The 15,743-nt window shown below is 66.8% G+C and carries 16 protein-coding genes; 9 read left to right on the top strand and 7 right to left on the bottom strand.

Features of this window, described 5'->3' with window-relative positions:
- Positions 1-165: 165 nt before the first annotated feature.
- From ACNA0R_RS18955 to ACNA0R_RS18945, 3 genes are read left to right on the top strand one after another with little or no spacing between them, the layout of a single operon-like run.
- Positions 166-900, top strand: coding sequence for a gluconate 2-dehydrogenase subunit 3 family protein (locus ACNA0R_RS18955; protein ID WP_415827601.1), 735 nt, complete (start codon positions 166-168; stop codon positions 898-900).
- A gap of 3 nt (positions 901-903) precedes the next feature.
- Complete coding sequence (locus tag ACNA0R_RS18950) at positions 904-2,679, top strand: GMC family oxidoreductase (protein WP_415827600.1); 1,776 nt, start codon at positions 904-906, stop codon at positions 2,677-2,679.
- A 12-nt stretch (positions 2,680-2,691) separates the two neighbouring features.
- Positions 2,692-4,014, top strand: a complete 1,323-nt coding sequence (locus tag ACNA0R_RS18945) for a c-type cytochrome (protein ID WP_415827599.1) — start codon at positions 2,692-2,694, stop codon at positions 4,012-4,014.
- Positions 4,015-4,131: 117 nt separating this feature from the next.
- Here the strand turns inward: ACNA0R_RS18945 and ACNA0R_RS18940 are convergent, their stop codons facing one another.
- The 5 genes from ACNA0R_RS18940 to ACNA0R_RS18920 all read right to left on the bottom strand — a co-directional run bounded on the left by ACNA0R_RS18940 (position 4,132) and on the right by ACNA0R_RS18920 (position 8,371).
- Positions 4,132-4,968, bottom strand: coding sequence for a universal stress protein (locus ACNA0R_RS18940; protein WP_415827598.1), 837 nt, complete (start codon positions 4,966-4,968; stop codon positions 4,132-4,134).
- 59 nt (positions 4,969-5,027) lie between these two features.
- Positions 5,028-5,708 (bottom strand): BON domain-containing protein, encoded by a 681-nt coding sequence (locus tag ACNA0R_RS18935; RefSeq protein ID WP_415827597.1) that lies wholly within the window; start codon positions 5,706-5,708, stop codon positions 5,028-5,030.
- Between the two features lie 34 nt (positions 5,709-5,742).
- Entirely contained in the window at positions 5,743-6,165 is a 423-nt protein-coding gene (locus ACNA0R_RS18930; protein WP_415827596.1) for an Hsp20/alpha crystallin family protein, read from the bottom strand.
- A 179-nt stretch (positions 6,166-6,344) separates the two neighbouring features.
- Positions 6,345-7,703 (bottom strand): ATP-binding protein, encoded by a 1,359-nt coding sequence (locus tag ACNA0R_RS18925; protein ID WP_415827595.1) that lies wholly within the window; start codon positions 7,701-7,703, stop codon positions 6,345-6,347.
- A complete protein-coding gene (locus ACNA0R_RS18920; protein ID WP_415827594.1) occupies positions 7,700-8,371 on the bottom strand; it encodes a response regulator in 672 nt (223 codons plus the stop codon). The genes ACNA0R_RS18925 and ACNA0R_RS18920 overlap by 4 nt, the downstream gene beginning before the upstream one ends.
- A 107-nt stretch (positions 8,372-8,478) precedes the next feature.
- On the opposite strand from ACNA0R_RS18920, the gene ACNA0R_RS18915 reads away from it, so the two are divergent.
- From ACNA0R_RS18915 to ACNA0R_RS18895, 5 genes are read left to right on the top strand one after another with little or no spacing between them, the layout of a single operon-like run.
- On the top strand, positions 8,479-9,120 hold the full coding sequence (locus ACNA0R_RS18915) for a thermostable hemolysin (protein ID WP_415827593.1): 642 nt from the start codon (positions 8,479-8,481) through the stop codon (positions 9,118-9,120).
- A complete protein-coding gene (locus ACNA0R_RS18910; protein WP_415827592.1) occupies positions 9,117-10,598 on the top strand; it encodes an AMP-binding protein in 1,482 nt (493 codons plus the stop codon). The genes ACNA0R_RS18915 and ACNA0R_RS18910 overlap by 4 nt, the downstream gene beginning before the upstream one ends.
- A gap of 6 nt (positions 10,599-10,604) precedes the next feature.
- Positions 10,605-11,276, top strand: a complete 672-nt coding sequence (locus ACNA0R_RS18905; RefSeq protein ID WP_415827591.1) for a TenA family transcriptional regulator — start codon at positions 10,605-10,607, stop codon at positions 11,274-11,276.
- On the top strand, positions 11,273-12,088 hold the full coding sequence (locus ACNA0R_RS18900; RefSeq protein ID WP_415827590.1) for an SDR family oxidoreductase: 816 nt from the start codon (positions 11,273-11,275) through the stop codon (positions 12,086-12,088). Before ACNA0R_RS18905 ends, ACNA0R_RS18900 begins: the two co-directional genes overlap by 4 nt.
- The gene (locus ACNA0R_RS18895) at positions 12,085-12,759 is read left to right on the top strand and encodes a tetratricopeptide repeat protein (RefSeq protein WP_415827589.1); all 675 of its coding nucleotides are present in this window, start codon (positions 12,085-12,087) and stop codon (positions 12,757-12,759) included. Before ACNA0R_RS18900 ends, ACNA0R_RS18895 begins: the two co-directional genes overlap by 4 nt.
- Before the next feature lie 39 nt (positions 12,760-12,798).
- Here the strand turns inward: ACNA0R_RS18895 and nfsB are convergent, their stop codons facing one another.
- Positions 12,799-13,452, bottom strand: coding sequence for an oxygen-insensitive NAD(P)H nitroreductase (gene nfsB, locus ACNA0R_RS18890; RefSeq protein ID WP_415827588.1), 654 nt, complete (start codon positions 13,450-13,452; stop codon positions 12,799-12,801).
- Positions 13,453-13,636: 184 nt separating this feature from the next.
- On the opposite strand from nfsB, the gene ACNA0R_RS18885 reads away from it, so the two are divergent.
- A complete protein-coding gene (locus ACNA0R_RS18885; protein ID WP_415827587.1) occupies positions 13,637-14,554 on the top strand; it encodes a LysR family transcriptional regulator in 918 nt (305 codons plus the stop codon).
- On the opposite strand, the gene ACNA0R_RS18880 is transcribed toward ACNA0R_RS18885, so the two are convergent.
- Entirely contained in the window at positions 14,546-15,706 is a 1,161-nt protein-coding gene (locus tag ACNA0R_RS18880; protein ID WP_415827586.1) for an acyl-CoA dehydrogenase family protein, read from the bottom strand. The two genes, ACNA0R_RS18885 and ACNA0R_RS18880, sit on opposite strands and share 9 nt — an antisense overlap.
- Between the last annotated feature and the right edge of the window lie 37 nt (positions 15,707-15,743).

The raw sequence follows: 15,743 nt of genomic DNA, 5'->3' as shown, positions 1-15,743 counted from the left end.
CGGCGCGAACCCGGCTTGACGCAGGTCAACGGCCGCGCCGGACGGTGCGCGTTAAGACCTTGTAAGGCGGTATCTGATATAAGTGCCGGATCCGGCTCCGGCGAAGCACAGTCCGAAGGATGGTCATAGAGGCTGTTTCGCCGCCGGTTTCCACGGAGAAGCTTTATGACCCAAGAGCGAGAACCGCGCAGGCGTTTCCTGCAGCAGGTGTTGGCCATCGTGCCCGCCTCGACCCTGGCCGCGGGCGCCGCGGTAAGCCAAACCGGCTGTACCGGCCAGCCGGCGCAGACCACCGCGGCGGCAGGCGCGAATCCCCCCAAGCCCTACACCCCGACCTACTTCACCGAAGCGGAATGGAAGTTCGTCACTGCCGCGGTGGATCACCTGATCCCGGCCGACCAGTACGGCGCCGGCGCCATCCAGGCGGGGGTGCCGGAATTCATCGACCGGCAGATGGAAACGCCCTGGGGCCACGGCCAGCTGTGGTACATGCAGGGCCCGTTTCATCCTGACGTGGTGCCGGAGCTGGGCTACCAGATCAACCAGACGCCGCGCGATGTCTACCGCCACGGTATCGCCGCGTGCGATGCATGGTGCAAACAGCAGCATGGCAAGGTCTATGCCGAGCTGGACAAGCCGCTGCAGGAGCAGATCCTCAAGGATCTCGACACGGGCAAGATCGCTTTCGACAACGTGCCGTCGCGCACCTTCTTCAACTTCCTGCTTTCCAACACGAAGGAAGGCTATTTCGCCGATCCCATTTACGGCGGAAACAAGCAGATGGCGGGGTGGAAGATGGTGGGCTTCCCGGGCGCCCGGGCGGATTTCGCGGACTGGACCGACCAGCCCAACGTCAAGTACCCGTACGGGCCTGTGTCCATTTCCGGAGAAAAGGGCTGAACGATGGCGATCAAGCGAGATAAAGTCGACGTGGTGCTGGTCGGATTCGGCTGGACCGGCGCGATCATGGGACAGGAGCTGACGGAGGCGGGCCTGAATGTCGTGGCGCTGGAGCGCGGCCCCATGCGGGATACGCCGACCGATGCGCAGTATCCGAAAGTTATCGACGAACTGGCGTACTCGATACGCGGCAAGCTTTACCAGGAACTGGCCAAGGAAACCGTGACCATACGCCACGGCGTGAACGACCTTGCGGTGCCTTACCGGCAAAACGGGTCCTTCCTGCTGGGCAACGGCGTGGGCGGCGCGGGCTTCCATTGGAACGGCATGCACTACCGGGTGCTGCCCGAGGAACTGCAGCTGCGCACGCGCTACGAGGAACGCTACGGCAAGAAGTTCATCCCGGAGAACATGACCATCCAGGATTTCGGGGTGACCTACGAGGAACTGGAACCGTACTTCACGCAGTTTGAATATGTGTGCGGCACGTCGGGCAAGGCGGGCAATCTGCAGGGCAAGATCGTCCCCGGCGGCAATCCGCTGGAAGGCGCGCGCAGCAAGGAATATCCGGTGCCGCCGCTGCCCAACACCCTGGGCGCGCAGCTGTTCGAGAAAGCCGCGCGCGAGGTCGGCTTCCATCCCTATCCGGCGCCGGCCGCCAACGCATCGCAGCCGTACACCAATCCCTACGGCGTGCGCCTGGGACCCTGTAATTTCTGCGGCTTCTGCGAGAACTACGGCTGCTATATGTACGCCAAGGCGTCGCCGCAGACCACCATCCTGCCGGTCCTGCTGAAAAAGCCGAATTTCGAGCTGCGCACGCATTCGCACGTGCTCAAGGTCAATCTGGATTCCTCGGGCAAGAAGGCGACGGGTGTCACCTACGTCGACGCGCAGGGGCGGGAGGTCGAACAGCCCGCCGATCTGGTGATCCTGACCGCGTACCAGATGCACAACGTGCGCCTGCTGCTGCTTTCCGGCATCGGCAAGCCCTACGATCCCGTCACCAACGAAGGCACGGTGGGCAAGAACTACGCCTACCAGATGAACGGCGCGGTCAATGTGCTGCTGCCCAAGGGCACGCAGCTCAATCCCTTCGTCGGCACGGGCGCGGGCGGGGTAGCGATGGACGACCTGAATGGCGACCAGTTCGATCACGGGCCGCTGGGCTTCATCGGCGGCGCGTCGATCCGGCACATCCGCTATGGCGGCCGGCCCATCGCGCAAACGCCCACCATGCCGGGCGCGCCGCGCTGGGGCAGCGGCTGGAAGGCGGCGGTGCAGGATACCTATCAGCGCTATATGAGCATCGGCATCTCGGGATCGGTGATGTCCTATCGCGACGCATATCTGTCGCTCGACCCGACCTATAAGGATGCATTCGGCCAACCGCTGTTGCGCATGACCTTCGACTGGCACGACAACGAGTTCGACATGATCGGGCACCTGGGCACGCGCATGGACGAAGTCGCCAAGGCCATGAATCCGGAAAAGCACTTCATCGCCGTGCGCAAAAAGGGTTCGCACTACGACACCCGCGTCTACCAGAGCACGCACAACACCGGCGGCGCCATCATGGGAACGAATCCCAAGGAAAGCGTCGTCAACCGGTATCTACAGAGCTGGGACGTTTCCAACGTCTTCGTGATGGGCGCCTGCCTGTTCCCGCAGAACATGGGATACAACCCGACGGGACTGGTCGGCGGGCTGGCCTACTGGGCCGCGCATCATATCCGCGAGCAGTATCTGAAGAATCCCGGCCCGCTGGTGCAGGCATAAGGAGGCGTCAACATGATGAAGCCACATCTCATCGCCGCCGCCTTCACGCTGGCGGCTACCCATGCGTGGGCGCAGGCGCCCGCGGCCGGCAATGCCGATGCGCAAATGATCAAGCAAGGCGAGTACCTGTCGCGCGCGGCCGACTGCGTGGCCTGCCACACCGCGCCGGGCGGCAAACCCTACGCCGGCGGCCTGGGTTTCGAGACACCGATAGGCACGGTGTACTCCAGCAACATCACGCCGGACAAGGACACCGGCATCGGCAGGTACAGCTACGAGGACTTCGACCGCGCCTTGCGCCATGGCGTGGGCAAGGGCACCGGCAACCTGTACCCGGCCATGCCCTATACCTCGTACGCGCATATCCGGCCCGACGACGTCAAGGCGCTGTACGCGTACTTCATGCACGGCGTGGCGCCGGTCAGCCAGCGGAACAAGGACGCGGATATTCCGTGGCCGCTATCGATGCGCTGGCCCCTGGGCATCTGGCGGGCGCTGTTCGCGCCGGACGTCGCCGCCGGGCCGGCCCCCGGCGCCGGCGAACCAGCGGCGGCCGCCGGCGACGCCGAGGTGCTGCGCGGGCGCTATCTGGTCGAGGGCCTGGGCCACTGCAGCGCCTGCCATACGCCGCGCGGCTTCGCGCTGCAGGAAAAGGCGTCCACCGATGCCGGCGGTCCCGAGTTCCTGTCCGGCGCCGTCGTGGAAGGCTGGCTGGCGAAGAACCTGCGCGGCGACGTCAATAGCGGACTGGGCGGCTGGAGCAGGGAAGACATCGTCGCGTTCCTGAAGAGCGGGCGCAACGCGCATTCCGCCGCCTTCGGCGGCATGGCGCAGGTGGTGCAGGACAGTACGCAATACATGAGCGACGCCGACCTGAACGCCATCGCGGCCTACCTGAAGACGCTGAAGCCCGCCGATAAGGAGGGGGCGCCCAAGCTCGCCTACAACGATGCGACGGCCCAGGCCTTGCGCACGGGCGGCGACAAGAGCGACGGCGCCATCACCTTCCTGAACAACTGCGCGGCCTGCCACCGCAGCAGCGGCAAGGGTTACGCGGAGACCTTCCCGCAGCTGGCGCAGAGCTCGACGGTCTTGAGCCAGGATCCCGCCTCGCTGATTCATCTGGTGCTCAAGGGCGCGCAGATGCCGGGTACCCGGTCGGCGCCCACGGCGTACGCGATGCCGGGCTTCGACTATCGCCTGACCGACGGCGAAGTCGCGGCGGTCGTGACCTTCGTGCGCAATAGCTGGGGCAACCAGGCCCCCGCCGTCAGCGCGGATCAGGTCGCCAAGGTGCGCAAGGAGGTGGGGGCGGAGCCCGCCCCGGTGCGATAACGCCGGCTCCGCCGCTTATCGGGCCGCCGCCGGGCGGCGTCGCGCCCGGCGGCGCCGGCTGCGCGGACGGGGCGCCAGCCGCGCGTGTCCTGTCCGCGGCGCGGGCGCGGCCGGTGTTCAATGCGAGAACAGCACCGGGACGGTCATGGCGTTCAGCATGTCACGGGAGGCTCCGCCCAGCACCCATTCGCGCATCCGGCTGTGTCCGTAGAGTCCCATGACGATCAGGTCGCAGCTGTGGTCGGACGCCGCGTTCAGGATGGCGTTGCCATGGCCCAGTTCGGCCGTTTCGCGCGTCAGCATCCGGGGATCGCCGTAGCCTTGGGCGCGGAACCAGGCCTGGAGGTCGCCAGGAACCGTCTCGCGCGACCGCATCGCATCGGAGTCGGCGTCCAGCGTGAGGACCAGGACTTCTTCCGCGCTCGCCAGGAAAGGCGCCGCGTCCGCCAGCGCGCGCGCGGCTTCGCGGCCGCCATCCCAGCACACCAGTATGCGGCTGCCGATGCGGGTGTATTCGCCGGCATAAGGAACGACCAGCACCGGACGGCCCGCGTTCATGATGACGTTCTCGACCATGTAGGGATCGACGATGGAGTCCGTGTCGCGCTCGTGCGCCTGGCTCAAGACCAGCAGGTCGGCGCAGCGCGCGTGCAGCGGCAGCGTTTCATCGGGACGTCCGCCCGGATTGCGCCACTGCGTCGCGATGCCGGTATCGGCAACGCACCGCTCGAATTCCATGTGGCATTTGTCATGCTCCTGCGCGAGCTGCTGCAGCATGACTTCATAGGCGGCGCTGGGGATGACGCTCTCACCGTAGGGATAATGGGCCCAGGTGTAGTTGACGTAGATGGCCAGCAGTTCGGCCTCGAAGCGCTGCGCCAGCGCCAGTGCGGTAAGGGTGCGGCCGGCGCAGGCCTGATCTTTTTCGACGTGTAGGGCGATGCGTTTCAGCATGGTTGTTCTCGCTATTCATGGGTTGGGCCGGCGAGGCCGCCGGCCGCGGATCGTGCGGCTCAAACAGCGGTCTGGGCCCGTATCGACAGTTTGTTCTCCACGCCTTGTATGCCCGGCACGGACCAGCATGCGCGTTCGGCCGCGGACTTTTCGTGCCAGGTCGACACGTGTCCTTCCAGCACCGCCGTGTCGCCATGGATGGTGACGTGTATGCCGGCCGCTTCGACTTCCGCGTTGCGGCGCAGCGCGGTTTCTATGACATGCTGCACGTTGTCCGGGCGTATGCGCCGCTGCAGCTCGATCTGGTTGGTGATGCCCGTGACGCCGGATAATTTGCGCACCGCCGTCTCCGCCGCCATGCGCTGGAAGTGCCATGGAACCTGGCCGTTCAAGGTGACCCAGCCATGCTGGACCGTGACCTGGATATCCTCGGCGGGGATGCCCACGCTCCACTTGATGATGGACAGCGCGCGTTGCGCGATCTGGTCGTCTTCCAGCTGCTTTCCGGACGTATGGCGCACGTTGACTTCCTGGGCGATGCCGCGTACGCCGCGCACCTTGCGCACGATGCGCTCGATGTCGAATTTTTCGGCGTAGCTCTCGACGTAGCCCGATAGCATGACGATGCCGTCGCGCGCGCTGACGCCGACGTGCGCGGTATCCACCGCGGGGTCGACCGCCAGCGCATCGATCACGTGCTGGCGCAGCTCGTCGTCACTGGCTTTTCGGTCCTGTTCCATGCTTATCCCTCCCACTTAGGCGCGCCGGGGCGCATCAGGATATCGTCAGGCGACGCGAGGCATCGCCGGCCTTTTTGGGCAGCGTCAGCTTCAGTACGCCCTTGTCGTAGACCGCGGTCGCCTTGCTTTCGTCGACGTTGCTGGCCAGCGCGACGGCGCGCTGCATCTGGCCCCAGTAACGCTCGCTGCGCACGACGCGTTCACCGTCCTTCACTTCTTTCTGCGACGATTTCTTGGCCGAGATGCGGACTTCATTGCCGTTGATATCCACCTGGATGTCTTCTTTCTCCACGCCGGGGATTTCGGCCTGGAGGACATACTCGTTGTCGCTTTCGGTGATATCCAGGTCCATGCGGGGACCGTCTTCCACCATGCCGCGTATCGGGCGCAGAAAGCCTTCGAATGCGTCGGCGAGCGGTTCGGTGCTGAATGGGCTGTAGCGGGTGAGTCGGCTCATGGTGTGCTCCAGGGGTGGATGAATGTCAGGCTTCGATGGAAGCCGTGTTTTCATACTCGCCCCGTGGCGGCCGGCTCGCGTTGATATTGGTCAAGCATTGCGCAGCACGGCCGGCGCCTCCCGCGCGGCATGCCGGCGGGCCATCCACAAAGACTAATCCGGTGTGGCGGAGCCGCGTGTCAGACCCCGCGCAATATAGTCAGCCGCAGTCCCGCGCCCAGATCACTGTCGGCCCCGCGCATCTCGAAACGCAGCGCCAAGCCGTGGTTCTGGGCGATGCGGCGGGCGATCGAGACGCCCAGGCCGCTGCCGGATTCTTCGTTGCCGGCCGCGCGCAGGAAACGGTTGCCGATCCGCGGCAGCAGGTCGGGCGGTATGCCGGGCCCCTGGTCGTCGACCAGGATGCGGGATGGCGTAAAGGTCAGGCGTACCCGTGAGTGCCGCGGGCTGTAGCGCACCGCATTGTCCAGGATATTGCGCAGCATGATGACCAGCGCATCGGAATCGCCGGCAATGGGCAGCGGGGCCTGGCCGTCGGCCGGCCACTCCACCTCGATGTCGATGTCACGTCGATTGGCGATCCACAGGCAATCGCCGACCGCCTGTTCCGCCACGCAGCGCCAGGCGATCGCTTCGCCGAAGCCCACGTGCCTGCTGCTGTCCAGCCGCGCCATGGTCAGCAGCTGCGCCACCAGCCGGTCCAGCCGTTCCAGGCCCCGCGTGACGCTGGCCTGGACTTCGCGCCGCTGGGCCGGATCGTCCGTCCGTTGCGCCACGTCCCATTGCGCGCGCAGCGCGGCCAGCGGCGTGCGCAACTCATGCGCGGCGTCGGCCGTCAGGCGCCGTTCCTGGTCGATGAGCGTCGACACGCGCGTCAACAGGCCGTTCATGGCCTGCACCAGAAGGCGCAGTTCCGCGGGCGTGCCCTCCATGGGCAGCGGCGTATCGTCGTCGGGGTCGCGCCGCTCCAGGCGGGCGGACAGTTCGCGCACCGGTCGCATCGCTCGCCGCACGGCGAAGACCAGCAGGCCGATGAGCACCGGCAGGCTCAGCAGCCACGGCACGGCCTGGCTGGCCAGGTAGGCGACGATCAGGTCATCCCGTTCACCGATGCGCTGGCCGACGGCCACGCGCGTGCCGGAGGCCGCGTCGTTCAGGTAGAACAGCCGCCAGGGCGTGTCGTCGATGCGGGTTTCGAAGAAGCCTTCCAGGGTGCCGTTACGGTCGAACTGCCTGGCTTCCGGATCCAGCGCCAACGGTTCGCCGGGGCCGCGCCATAGCGCCACGGCCCAATCGCGCAGCCCGGCATCGCCAAGGTCGGCGGGCAGCGTCTGCTGCAAGGGGGCGGGCGGAACCGTCTCGCCCGGAGGCAACAGCCGCGACACCGCGAGCGTTTGCTCCGCCAATCGCAGCATGTCGGTGTCGTAGAGCTCGTTGATCTCATGTTCGGCGCGCCAGTAGGTGCCGGCGATGGTCAATACCCAGGCCAGCGGCGCGGCCAGCAGGACGGCGACGATCAGTCTTTGCTGCAGCGTCATGGCTGGACTTCCACCTGTCCCAGCGCATATCCCGACCCGCGCAAGGTGCGGATGATCTTGGGATGGATCTTCTTGCGTACGTGATGCACGTAGACGTCCAGCGCGTTGCTCTCGACATCGGCATCCCAGTCGTAGAGCTTTTCGCGGATGAATTCGCGGGTCAGCACGCGGTTCGGATGGGTCAGGAACAACTCCAGGAGCAGGGCCTCGCGCGAGGACAGATCCACGCGGCGGCCCTGCCAGTACACCTCATGCGAAGCGGGGTGGTATTCCAGGTCGCCATGCCGCCATACGGGCTCGGGCTTGCCGGCGCCGCGCCGGGTCACCGCGCGCAGGCGCGCCGCCAGTTCGTCCAGCGCGATCGGCTTGAGCAGGTAATCGTCGGCGCCCGCATCCAGCCCCTTGATGCGGCTTTCGACGGCGTCGCGCGCCGTCAGCACGATGATGGGCAGCGTGTGTCCGGCGCGGCGCCAGCGCGTCAGCAGGGCCATGCCGTCTTCGCCGGGCAGCCCCAGATCGAGCACCACCGCGTCGTACTTGACGACCTGCATGGCGTGATCCGCGTCCTTGCCGCTGGTGAACCAATCGACCGCATAGCCCAGCAGCCGCAGGCCCTGTTTTACGCCGTCACCGAGGAGTGGATCGTCTTCGATGATGAGGATTCTCATTCACGTTCCTTCCGCCGCAATGCGCGCCAGCTTAGCACCCCGGCGGCCGTTAATTTCCGATTAATGTTGCGGTCCTATGCTGCGCCGCATCGCATTGGAAACCGAACATGCATTGCCTGGAATTCTTGATGTCGCAGCGCAGGGGGCCGTCCTCCTCGATTCCGTGGTCGCCCGGGGGCGGCGGACAGCAGCCCCTGCTGCAGATACATCAGCCGCACGATCCGGTGCGGCACCGTGTCGAATCGTATATCGCCCAGCGCTACCGGCAGCGGTACGGCGCGAATCTCAAGGAGTGGCTGCCGACGCTGGTCAGCGTGCAGGCCGATGGCGAGATCGTGGCCGCGGCCGGTTACCGTCCCGCCAGCCAGCCCTTGTTCCTGGAACGCTATCTGACCGCTCCGGTTGAACGCTACATCCGCGAGGACGGCGTGCCGGTAAGAAGGGAAAGCATCGTCGAGGTCGGGCATTTTGCCGCCATGCGTCCCGGGGCGGGCCGACTGCTGGTGCCTTTGCTGGTGGCGCACCTGCATCGCCAGGGATATGAGTGGGCCGTCTGCACGCTGACGGCCGAACTGCACCATCTGTTCGCCAGGATGGGCCTGGCGCATCGTTCGCTTGCCGTGGCCAGCGCGGCCAGCCTGGATGAACGGGAGCGCCAGGACTGGGGCGACTACTACGCGCACGGTCCGGAGGTGTTCTCCGGCCACCTGCGCACCATATTGCAGCGATTCGGGGAGCAGTCCGCATGAACGCGCAGGACTTCCTGGCGCTATTGCGCGAACCGGGGCGTGCGTCGATGACCGCGCTGGAAACGCCGGACGGTCCGGTCAGCTATGCCGCGCTGAACCGCCGCGTCGCGGCGCTTGCCGACGCACTGGGCGCGACCGGCGCCGGCGCGGTGGCGTCGCTGATGGACAACGGCGCGGAATGGATCGTGCATGACCTGGCCTGCATGAAGGCCGGCGTCGTGCATCTGCCGCTGCCGCTGTTTTTCACGCCCGAACAGATCGTCCCCACCCTGGCGGCCGCCGGCGTGGGAACCGTAGTGGCCGGCGCCGCCATGCGCGGCGCCCTGGACGGCCTGATGATGGGCGAGGCCCGCTCCTTGTCACCGGCGCTCGACGTGTACCGGCGCGATGTTCCGCGGGCCGCGCTGCATGCCGGCACCGCCAAGATTACGTTCACGTCGGGATCCACGGGCACGCCCAAGGGCGTCTGCCTGGCCGCGCGCGACATGCTCGGCGTGGCGGCCAGCCTTGCGCGCGCCACGGATTTCCTCGGGATACGCTGCCATCTCACAGCGCTACCGCTGCCGATCCTGCTGGAAAACATTGCCGGCGTGTATGCGCCCCTGCTGCAAGGCGCGGCCATCGCCGTGCGCCCGTTGGGCGAGGTCGGCATGAAGGGATCCTCGGGCTTCGATCCGGGCGGCTTCGACCGCGCGTTGCGCACGACTGGCGCGCAGAGCGTGATCGTGCTGCCGCAGATGCTGCGTGCCTACGCCGGATGGCTGCGGGCGACTCAGGGGACGGCACCGCCCAGCCTGCGCTTCATGGCGGTGGGCGGGGCGGCGGTCGGCGCCGAATTGCTGGCGCAGGCGCGCGCGGTGGGCCTGCCGGCTTACGAAGGCTATGGCCTGTCGGAAGCCTGCTCGGTACAGACGCTGAATCTGCCCGGCGCCGATCGCGCCGGCTCCGCCGGACGGCCGCTGCCGCACGCTCGTTTGCGCGTGGCGGCCGATGGCGAGATCGAGGTCGCCGGCACGCATGCCCTGGGCTATCTTGGCCACGCGCCCTGGTCGGGCGAATGGATGCCGACCGGCGACCTGGGCCATATCGACGCCGACGGTTTCCTGCACGTCAGCGGCCGCAAGAAGAATGTCCTGATCACCGGATTCGGCCGCAACGTGTCGCCGGAATGGGTGGAGCTGCATCTGGCCAGCCAGGCGGGTATCGCCCATGCCGTGGTGCTGGGAGAAGGGCAGGCAGCGCTGGGCGCCGTCATCTGGCCGCTGCCGGGCGCCGGAGAGGAGGCCATCCAGGCGGGCGTCGAGCGCGCCAACCAATTGCTGCCCGATTACGCCCGCATCGGTGTCTGGGTGCGCGCCCGCGCCGAATTCACCGCGGCGGCCGGTATGGCGACGCCCAACGGGCGTCCGCGGCGCGACGCGATCGCCGCCCGGCATGGCGACATTTTCCTGACAACGCATCTTTCCAATTTGCCCTGAACCATCATGTCCTTCTTTGAAACACTGCTCGCCGAGACCCAAGCAAGCCGGGCATCCCTGGTGCAGACTCCCATCATCCAGGACTGTCTGCGCGGCCAGGTCGCGCTGCCTTCCTACGTCGCCTTTCTGCGCGAGGCCTATCACCACGTGCGCCATACGGTGCCCTTGATGCAAGCCTGCCGCGCGCGACTCCCCGATCGCCTGGCGTGGATGGATGGCGCCCTGGACGAATACATCGAGGAGGAGACCGGCCACGACGAGTGGATACTGAACGACTTGCGCGCGCTGGGCCAGGATGCCGACGCAGTGCGGCGCGCGGGCCCCGGCCCGGATACCGAGATCATGGTGGCCTACGCGTACGACACCATCGCACGCGGCAACCCGGCGGGATTCTTCGGCATGGTGCATGTGCTGGAAGGCACCAGCGTGGCGCTGGCCCTGAATGCCGCCGACCGCATCCAGCAGACGCTGGGTCTGCCGGCGACCGCCTTCAGCTATCTGCGTTCGCATGGCACGCTGGACCAGGAGCATACGCGCCACTTCGCCGACTTGATGGACCGGCTGGACGATACCCGCGACCAGGTGGCCGTGCTGCATGCCGCGCACATGTTCTACCGGCTTTACGGCGGCATCTTCCGCGGCCTGCCGCGTGTCCAGGCCGGGGAGGCCGCGCAATGAAGCCGACGGAAGCATCCGTGGTATTGACCGGCGCCGCCGGCGGACTGGGCAGCGCGATCGCGCGCCGCCTGCTGGACGAAGGCGCGCGCGTGTTGCTGGTCGGCCGTACGGCCGAGCCGCTGCTTGCCTTGGCGCACGCGCTGGCCACCGGTTCCTTCGACCGCTGGCGTGTCGATGCGCTGGTGGTGGACATCACGACCGACCACGGCCGCGCCGCCGTGATCGATGCGGCCGCGGCTCGCGAGGCCAATGTGCTGATCAACAATGCCGCCGTGCCCGCCTTCGGCCGTGCCCAGGACCTGCAGCCCGAGCAAGCCCGCCGCGTGGTCGAGACCAATATCCTCGCGCCCATGCTGCTGACCGCGGGCGTGCTGCCGCATCTGCTGGCCTGCAAGCGGGCGCAGATCATCAATATCGGCTCGACGCTCGGCAGCCTGGGCGTGCCCGGGTTTTCCGCCTACGGCGCCAGCAAGGCGGCATTGCGCATCTACACCGAGTCGCTGCGCCGGGAACTCGCCGATACGCGCGTGCGCGTGCAGTACTACGCCCCGCGCGCCATCGCGACGTCCTTCAATGCACCCGAGGTGCTGGCCTTCAACCGGGCGACGGGCTCGCGCAGCGATACGCCGGACGCGGTGGCGCGCGACCTGGTGCGCATGCTGCGCGACGAGTCGCCGCAGCGCTTCGCCGGCACGGTCGAAGCGCTGGCCGTGCGCTTGAACGGACTTTTTCCGAAATGGATGGACGGGGCGTTTTCCAAGCACAGGCGCGCCCTGAAGCCTTCCGCCTTTCCCCCTGGAGCTTCTTCATGATTCGATTTTTTTCCCGCGCCGCGCGGTTGGCCGGATGGACCGCGACGCTGCTGATGGGCGCGACCCTGACGCTGGGAGCGCCCGCCCGGGCCGAACCCGCGGACCTGGATCAGGGCATCCATGCCCTGCAGACCGAGTGGGCGGTGATCCAGTACAAAACGCCGGAGGATCAGCGCGCGAGCCGCTTCGAAGCCCTGTCCCGGCAAGCTCACGCGCTGACCGCGCGCTACAGCGGCCGGGCCGAGCCGCTGATCTGGGAAGGCATCATCATGAGCTCCTGGGCCGGCGCCAAGGGCGGCCTGGGGGCCCTGGACCTGGCCAAGCAGGCCAAGGCCGACTATGAGGCGGCGATACAGATCAACAGCAAGGCGCTGGACGGTTCCGCCCTGAATAGTCTGGGCGTCCTGTACTACAAGGTGCCAGGCTGGCCCATCGGTTTCGGCGACAACAAAAAGGCCGAGGCCCTGCTGCAGCAAGCATTGTCGGTGAACCCGGATGGCATCGATCCGAATTACTTCTATGCCGATTATCTGGTCTACCGCAACCGCAAGGCCGAGGCGATCCCGTACCTGGAAAAGGCGCTGAAGGCGCCCCCCCGACCGGGCCGCGAAGTGGCCGACGAAGGCAGAAGGGCGGATATACAGGCGCTGCTGGCCAAGATCCGCTCCTGAGCCCGGCACGCCGCGCGGCGTCCGCATGGCCGCGCCAGGTCAGATGAACGTCATCACCTCTGCGCGTGGCAGGCGCGACTTCGGCAGGCGCACGTTGAAATCCGTTTCGGCGTGATACCCCAGCGAGAGCAGGACCACGCTGCTGTAGCCGCGCTCGCGCAGGCCCAGCTCGGCATCCAGCAGCCGGAAATCGAAGCCTTCCATCGGCGTGGTGTCGATGCCCAACGTCGCCGCGGCGAGCATGAGCGTGCCCAGCGCCAGGTAGACCTGCTTCTCCATCCAGTGCTGCAGGTCCTTCTGCTCGTAGCGATGAATATCGACGAAGGACTGCCGGCCCCTGCGCTGGCCTTCCTTCGCGCCTTCCAAGCTGAAGCGGCCGTCACGTTCTTCCTGTTCCAGGATGGCGTCCATGTGCCGCGTCGTCATATCGGTCCGGGCGGCGAAGACGATCACGTGCGACGCGTCCATGATCTTGGGCGCGTTATAGCTGAAGGTTCCCTGCGCCGCCTTGGCGATGCGAGCCTTGCCCGCGTCGTCCCCGGCGACGATGAAATGCCAGGGCTGCGAATTCACCGACGAAGGGCTCAGGCGCAGGCCTTCGAGCAATTGCTCGATCCGCGACTGCGGGATTCGGCGGGCCGGATCGTAGGCCTTGGTGGTGTAGCGGTCCTGGATGGCGGTAAGGGTTTCCATGGCGATGTCCTATGTGTGAGCGCCGCCGTGAGCGGGCGCGTGGCGGAAGCCGCCGGCGTAGCCCGGAGAAGGCTGGCCGGTCTGGAACGGCGGTCCTTCGCCGTCGAAGTGCGCGTATCTTCCGCTTGCCACACTTGATGAAAAACAGGGAAAATCAAGCAGGCCTTTCACTGTTTTCGTGAAAATGATCAAGCTCGATGACCTTGCCCTGTTCGTCCGTTCCGCCGCCCTGGGCAGTTTTTCCGACGTCGCCCGCGAAGCGGACCTGCTGCCTGGACAGGTCAGCGCCGCCATCAAGCGCCTGGAAGGCGAACTCGATGTCCGCCTGTTCGCCCGGTCCACGCGCAGCCTGCGGCTGACGGCGGAAGGCGAGGCCTATCTGCCGCACGCGCGGACCATCCTGGACAGCGTGCGCGCCGGCCACGAAGAACTGCACGGCCAGCAGCGCGAACTGCGCGGGGTGTTGCAGGTCGCGGCGCCGTCCGACCTGGGGCGCAACGTGCTGCTACCCTGGTTCGCGCTGTTTCGGCAGCCTTATCCGCGCCTGACGCTGAAGCTGTTCTTTTCGGACCGGGTGACCGATGTCTTCCGCGATCCGGTGGACGTGGCCGTGCGCTATAGCGTGGCGGAGGACGCCAGCTACGTCGCGCTGCCGCTGGCGCCGGCAAACCGGCGCGTGCTGGTGGCGTCGCCCGAATACCTTGCGCGCCGGGGCATGCCATCGTCGCTGGACGATCTGGCCGGGCACGACTGCCTGCTTTATCTGCTAAGCAGCCGGCTCTACGACCGATGGACCTTCGAGGACGGCGATCGCAAGCTGTCGGTGAACGTCACGGGCGCGATACACAGCGACGACGGCGACGTGGTGCGCCGCCTGGCCCTGGCGGGGCAGGGCATCGCCTACAAGTCCTGGCTGGACGTCAGCGATGACGTCCGCACTGGCCGCCTGCATATGCTGCTGCCGCATCTGCGCGGCGTGTCGGCGCCCTTGATGCTGATCTGCCCGCATCGCAAGCAGTATTCGCCCGGCGTGCAGGCGCTGTACAAGTTGCTGCGCGAACGGTGCGAAGCGGTGCAGAAGACGCTGCCGGTCCTACGCTGACTTCATCAGCTGCTTGCCGATCACCAGCTGCTGGATCTGCGTCGTGCCTTCGTACAGCCGCAGCAGACGCACGTCGCGGTAGAAGCGTTCGACCTTGTATTCGTTGATGTAGCCCGACCCGCCATGCACCTGCACGCCGCGGTCGGCAACGCGGCCGACCATCTCGGTGCTGAACAGCTTGGCGCAGGCCGCCTGCATGCTGACGTCCGGATCGGTCACGCCGAAGGGTTTGTCGTCGTAGCGGCGCGCCACGGATCGCACCAGCGACCAGGCCGCCAGGATCTCCGCCTGGCTGTCGGCCAGCATGGCCTGCACCAGCTGGAAATCGCCGATGCGCTGGCCGAATTGCTTGCGCTGCTGGGCGTAGGCGACGCTTTCCCGCAGGATGCGGTCGGCCATGCCGCACGCCACGGCCGATATGTGCAGGCGGCCGCGGTCCAGCACCTTCATCGCGGTCTTGAAGCCTTTGCCCGGCACGCCGCCGATGATGTTGGCCGCCGGTACCCGTACATGGTCCAGGACGACGTCGCAGGTCTTGGTGCCGCGCTGGCCCATTTTGCGATCCGGCTTGCCCAGGCTCAGGCCCGGCAGACCGGCCGGCACGATGAAGGCCGAAATACCGCCGGCGCCGGGGCCGTCGGTGCGCGCCATCAGCGTGAAGGCGCCGGCGCGCGGCGCGTTGGTGATGAAGCGCTTGGTCCCATCCAGAACGTAATCCTCGCCTTCCTTGACGCCGCGCGTCTTGATCGATGCGGCGTCCGAGCCGGCATCCGGCTCGGTCAGGGCGAAAGAGACGACCAGGTCGCCGCTGGCGATGCGCGGCAAATATTCAGCCTTCTGCGCGTCGGTGCCGTCCATCAGGATCCCCTGCGAGCCGATACCGATATTGGTGCCGACGACCGAGCGGAACGCCAGGGCGGTATGGCCCAGCTCGTAGGCGACCTCGCATTCCTGCGCCATGCTCAGGCCGATGCCGCCGTATTCCTCCGGGATGGACAGGCCGAACAGGCCCAGTTCCTTCATGTCGGCGACGATGTCGGCGGGGACTTCGTCGTGCTCCTCGACGTTGTCTTCGGCGGGCATCAGCCGCTCGCGCACGAAGCGCTGGACGCTGTCGCGCAGCAGCTGGAAGGTTTCTTGGTCCAGGGGCATCGGCTGTCTCCGGCATTCGGGGCCTAACTGTGAGGAG

This window comes from Bordetella sputigena (assembly GCF_965137885.1).
In the GTDB taxonomy this organism is placed as follows: Bacteria; Pseudomonadota; Gammaproteobacteria; order Burkholderiales; family Burkholderiaceae_B; genus Bordetella_C; species Bordetella_C sputigena.
Note: the sequence above shows the minus strand (reverse complement) of the source record. Positions and strands in the feature narration are given on the sequence as shown.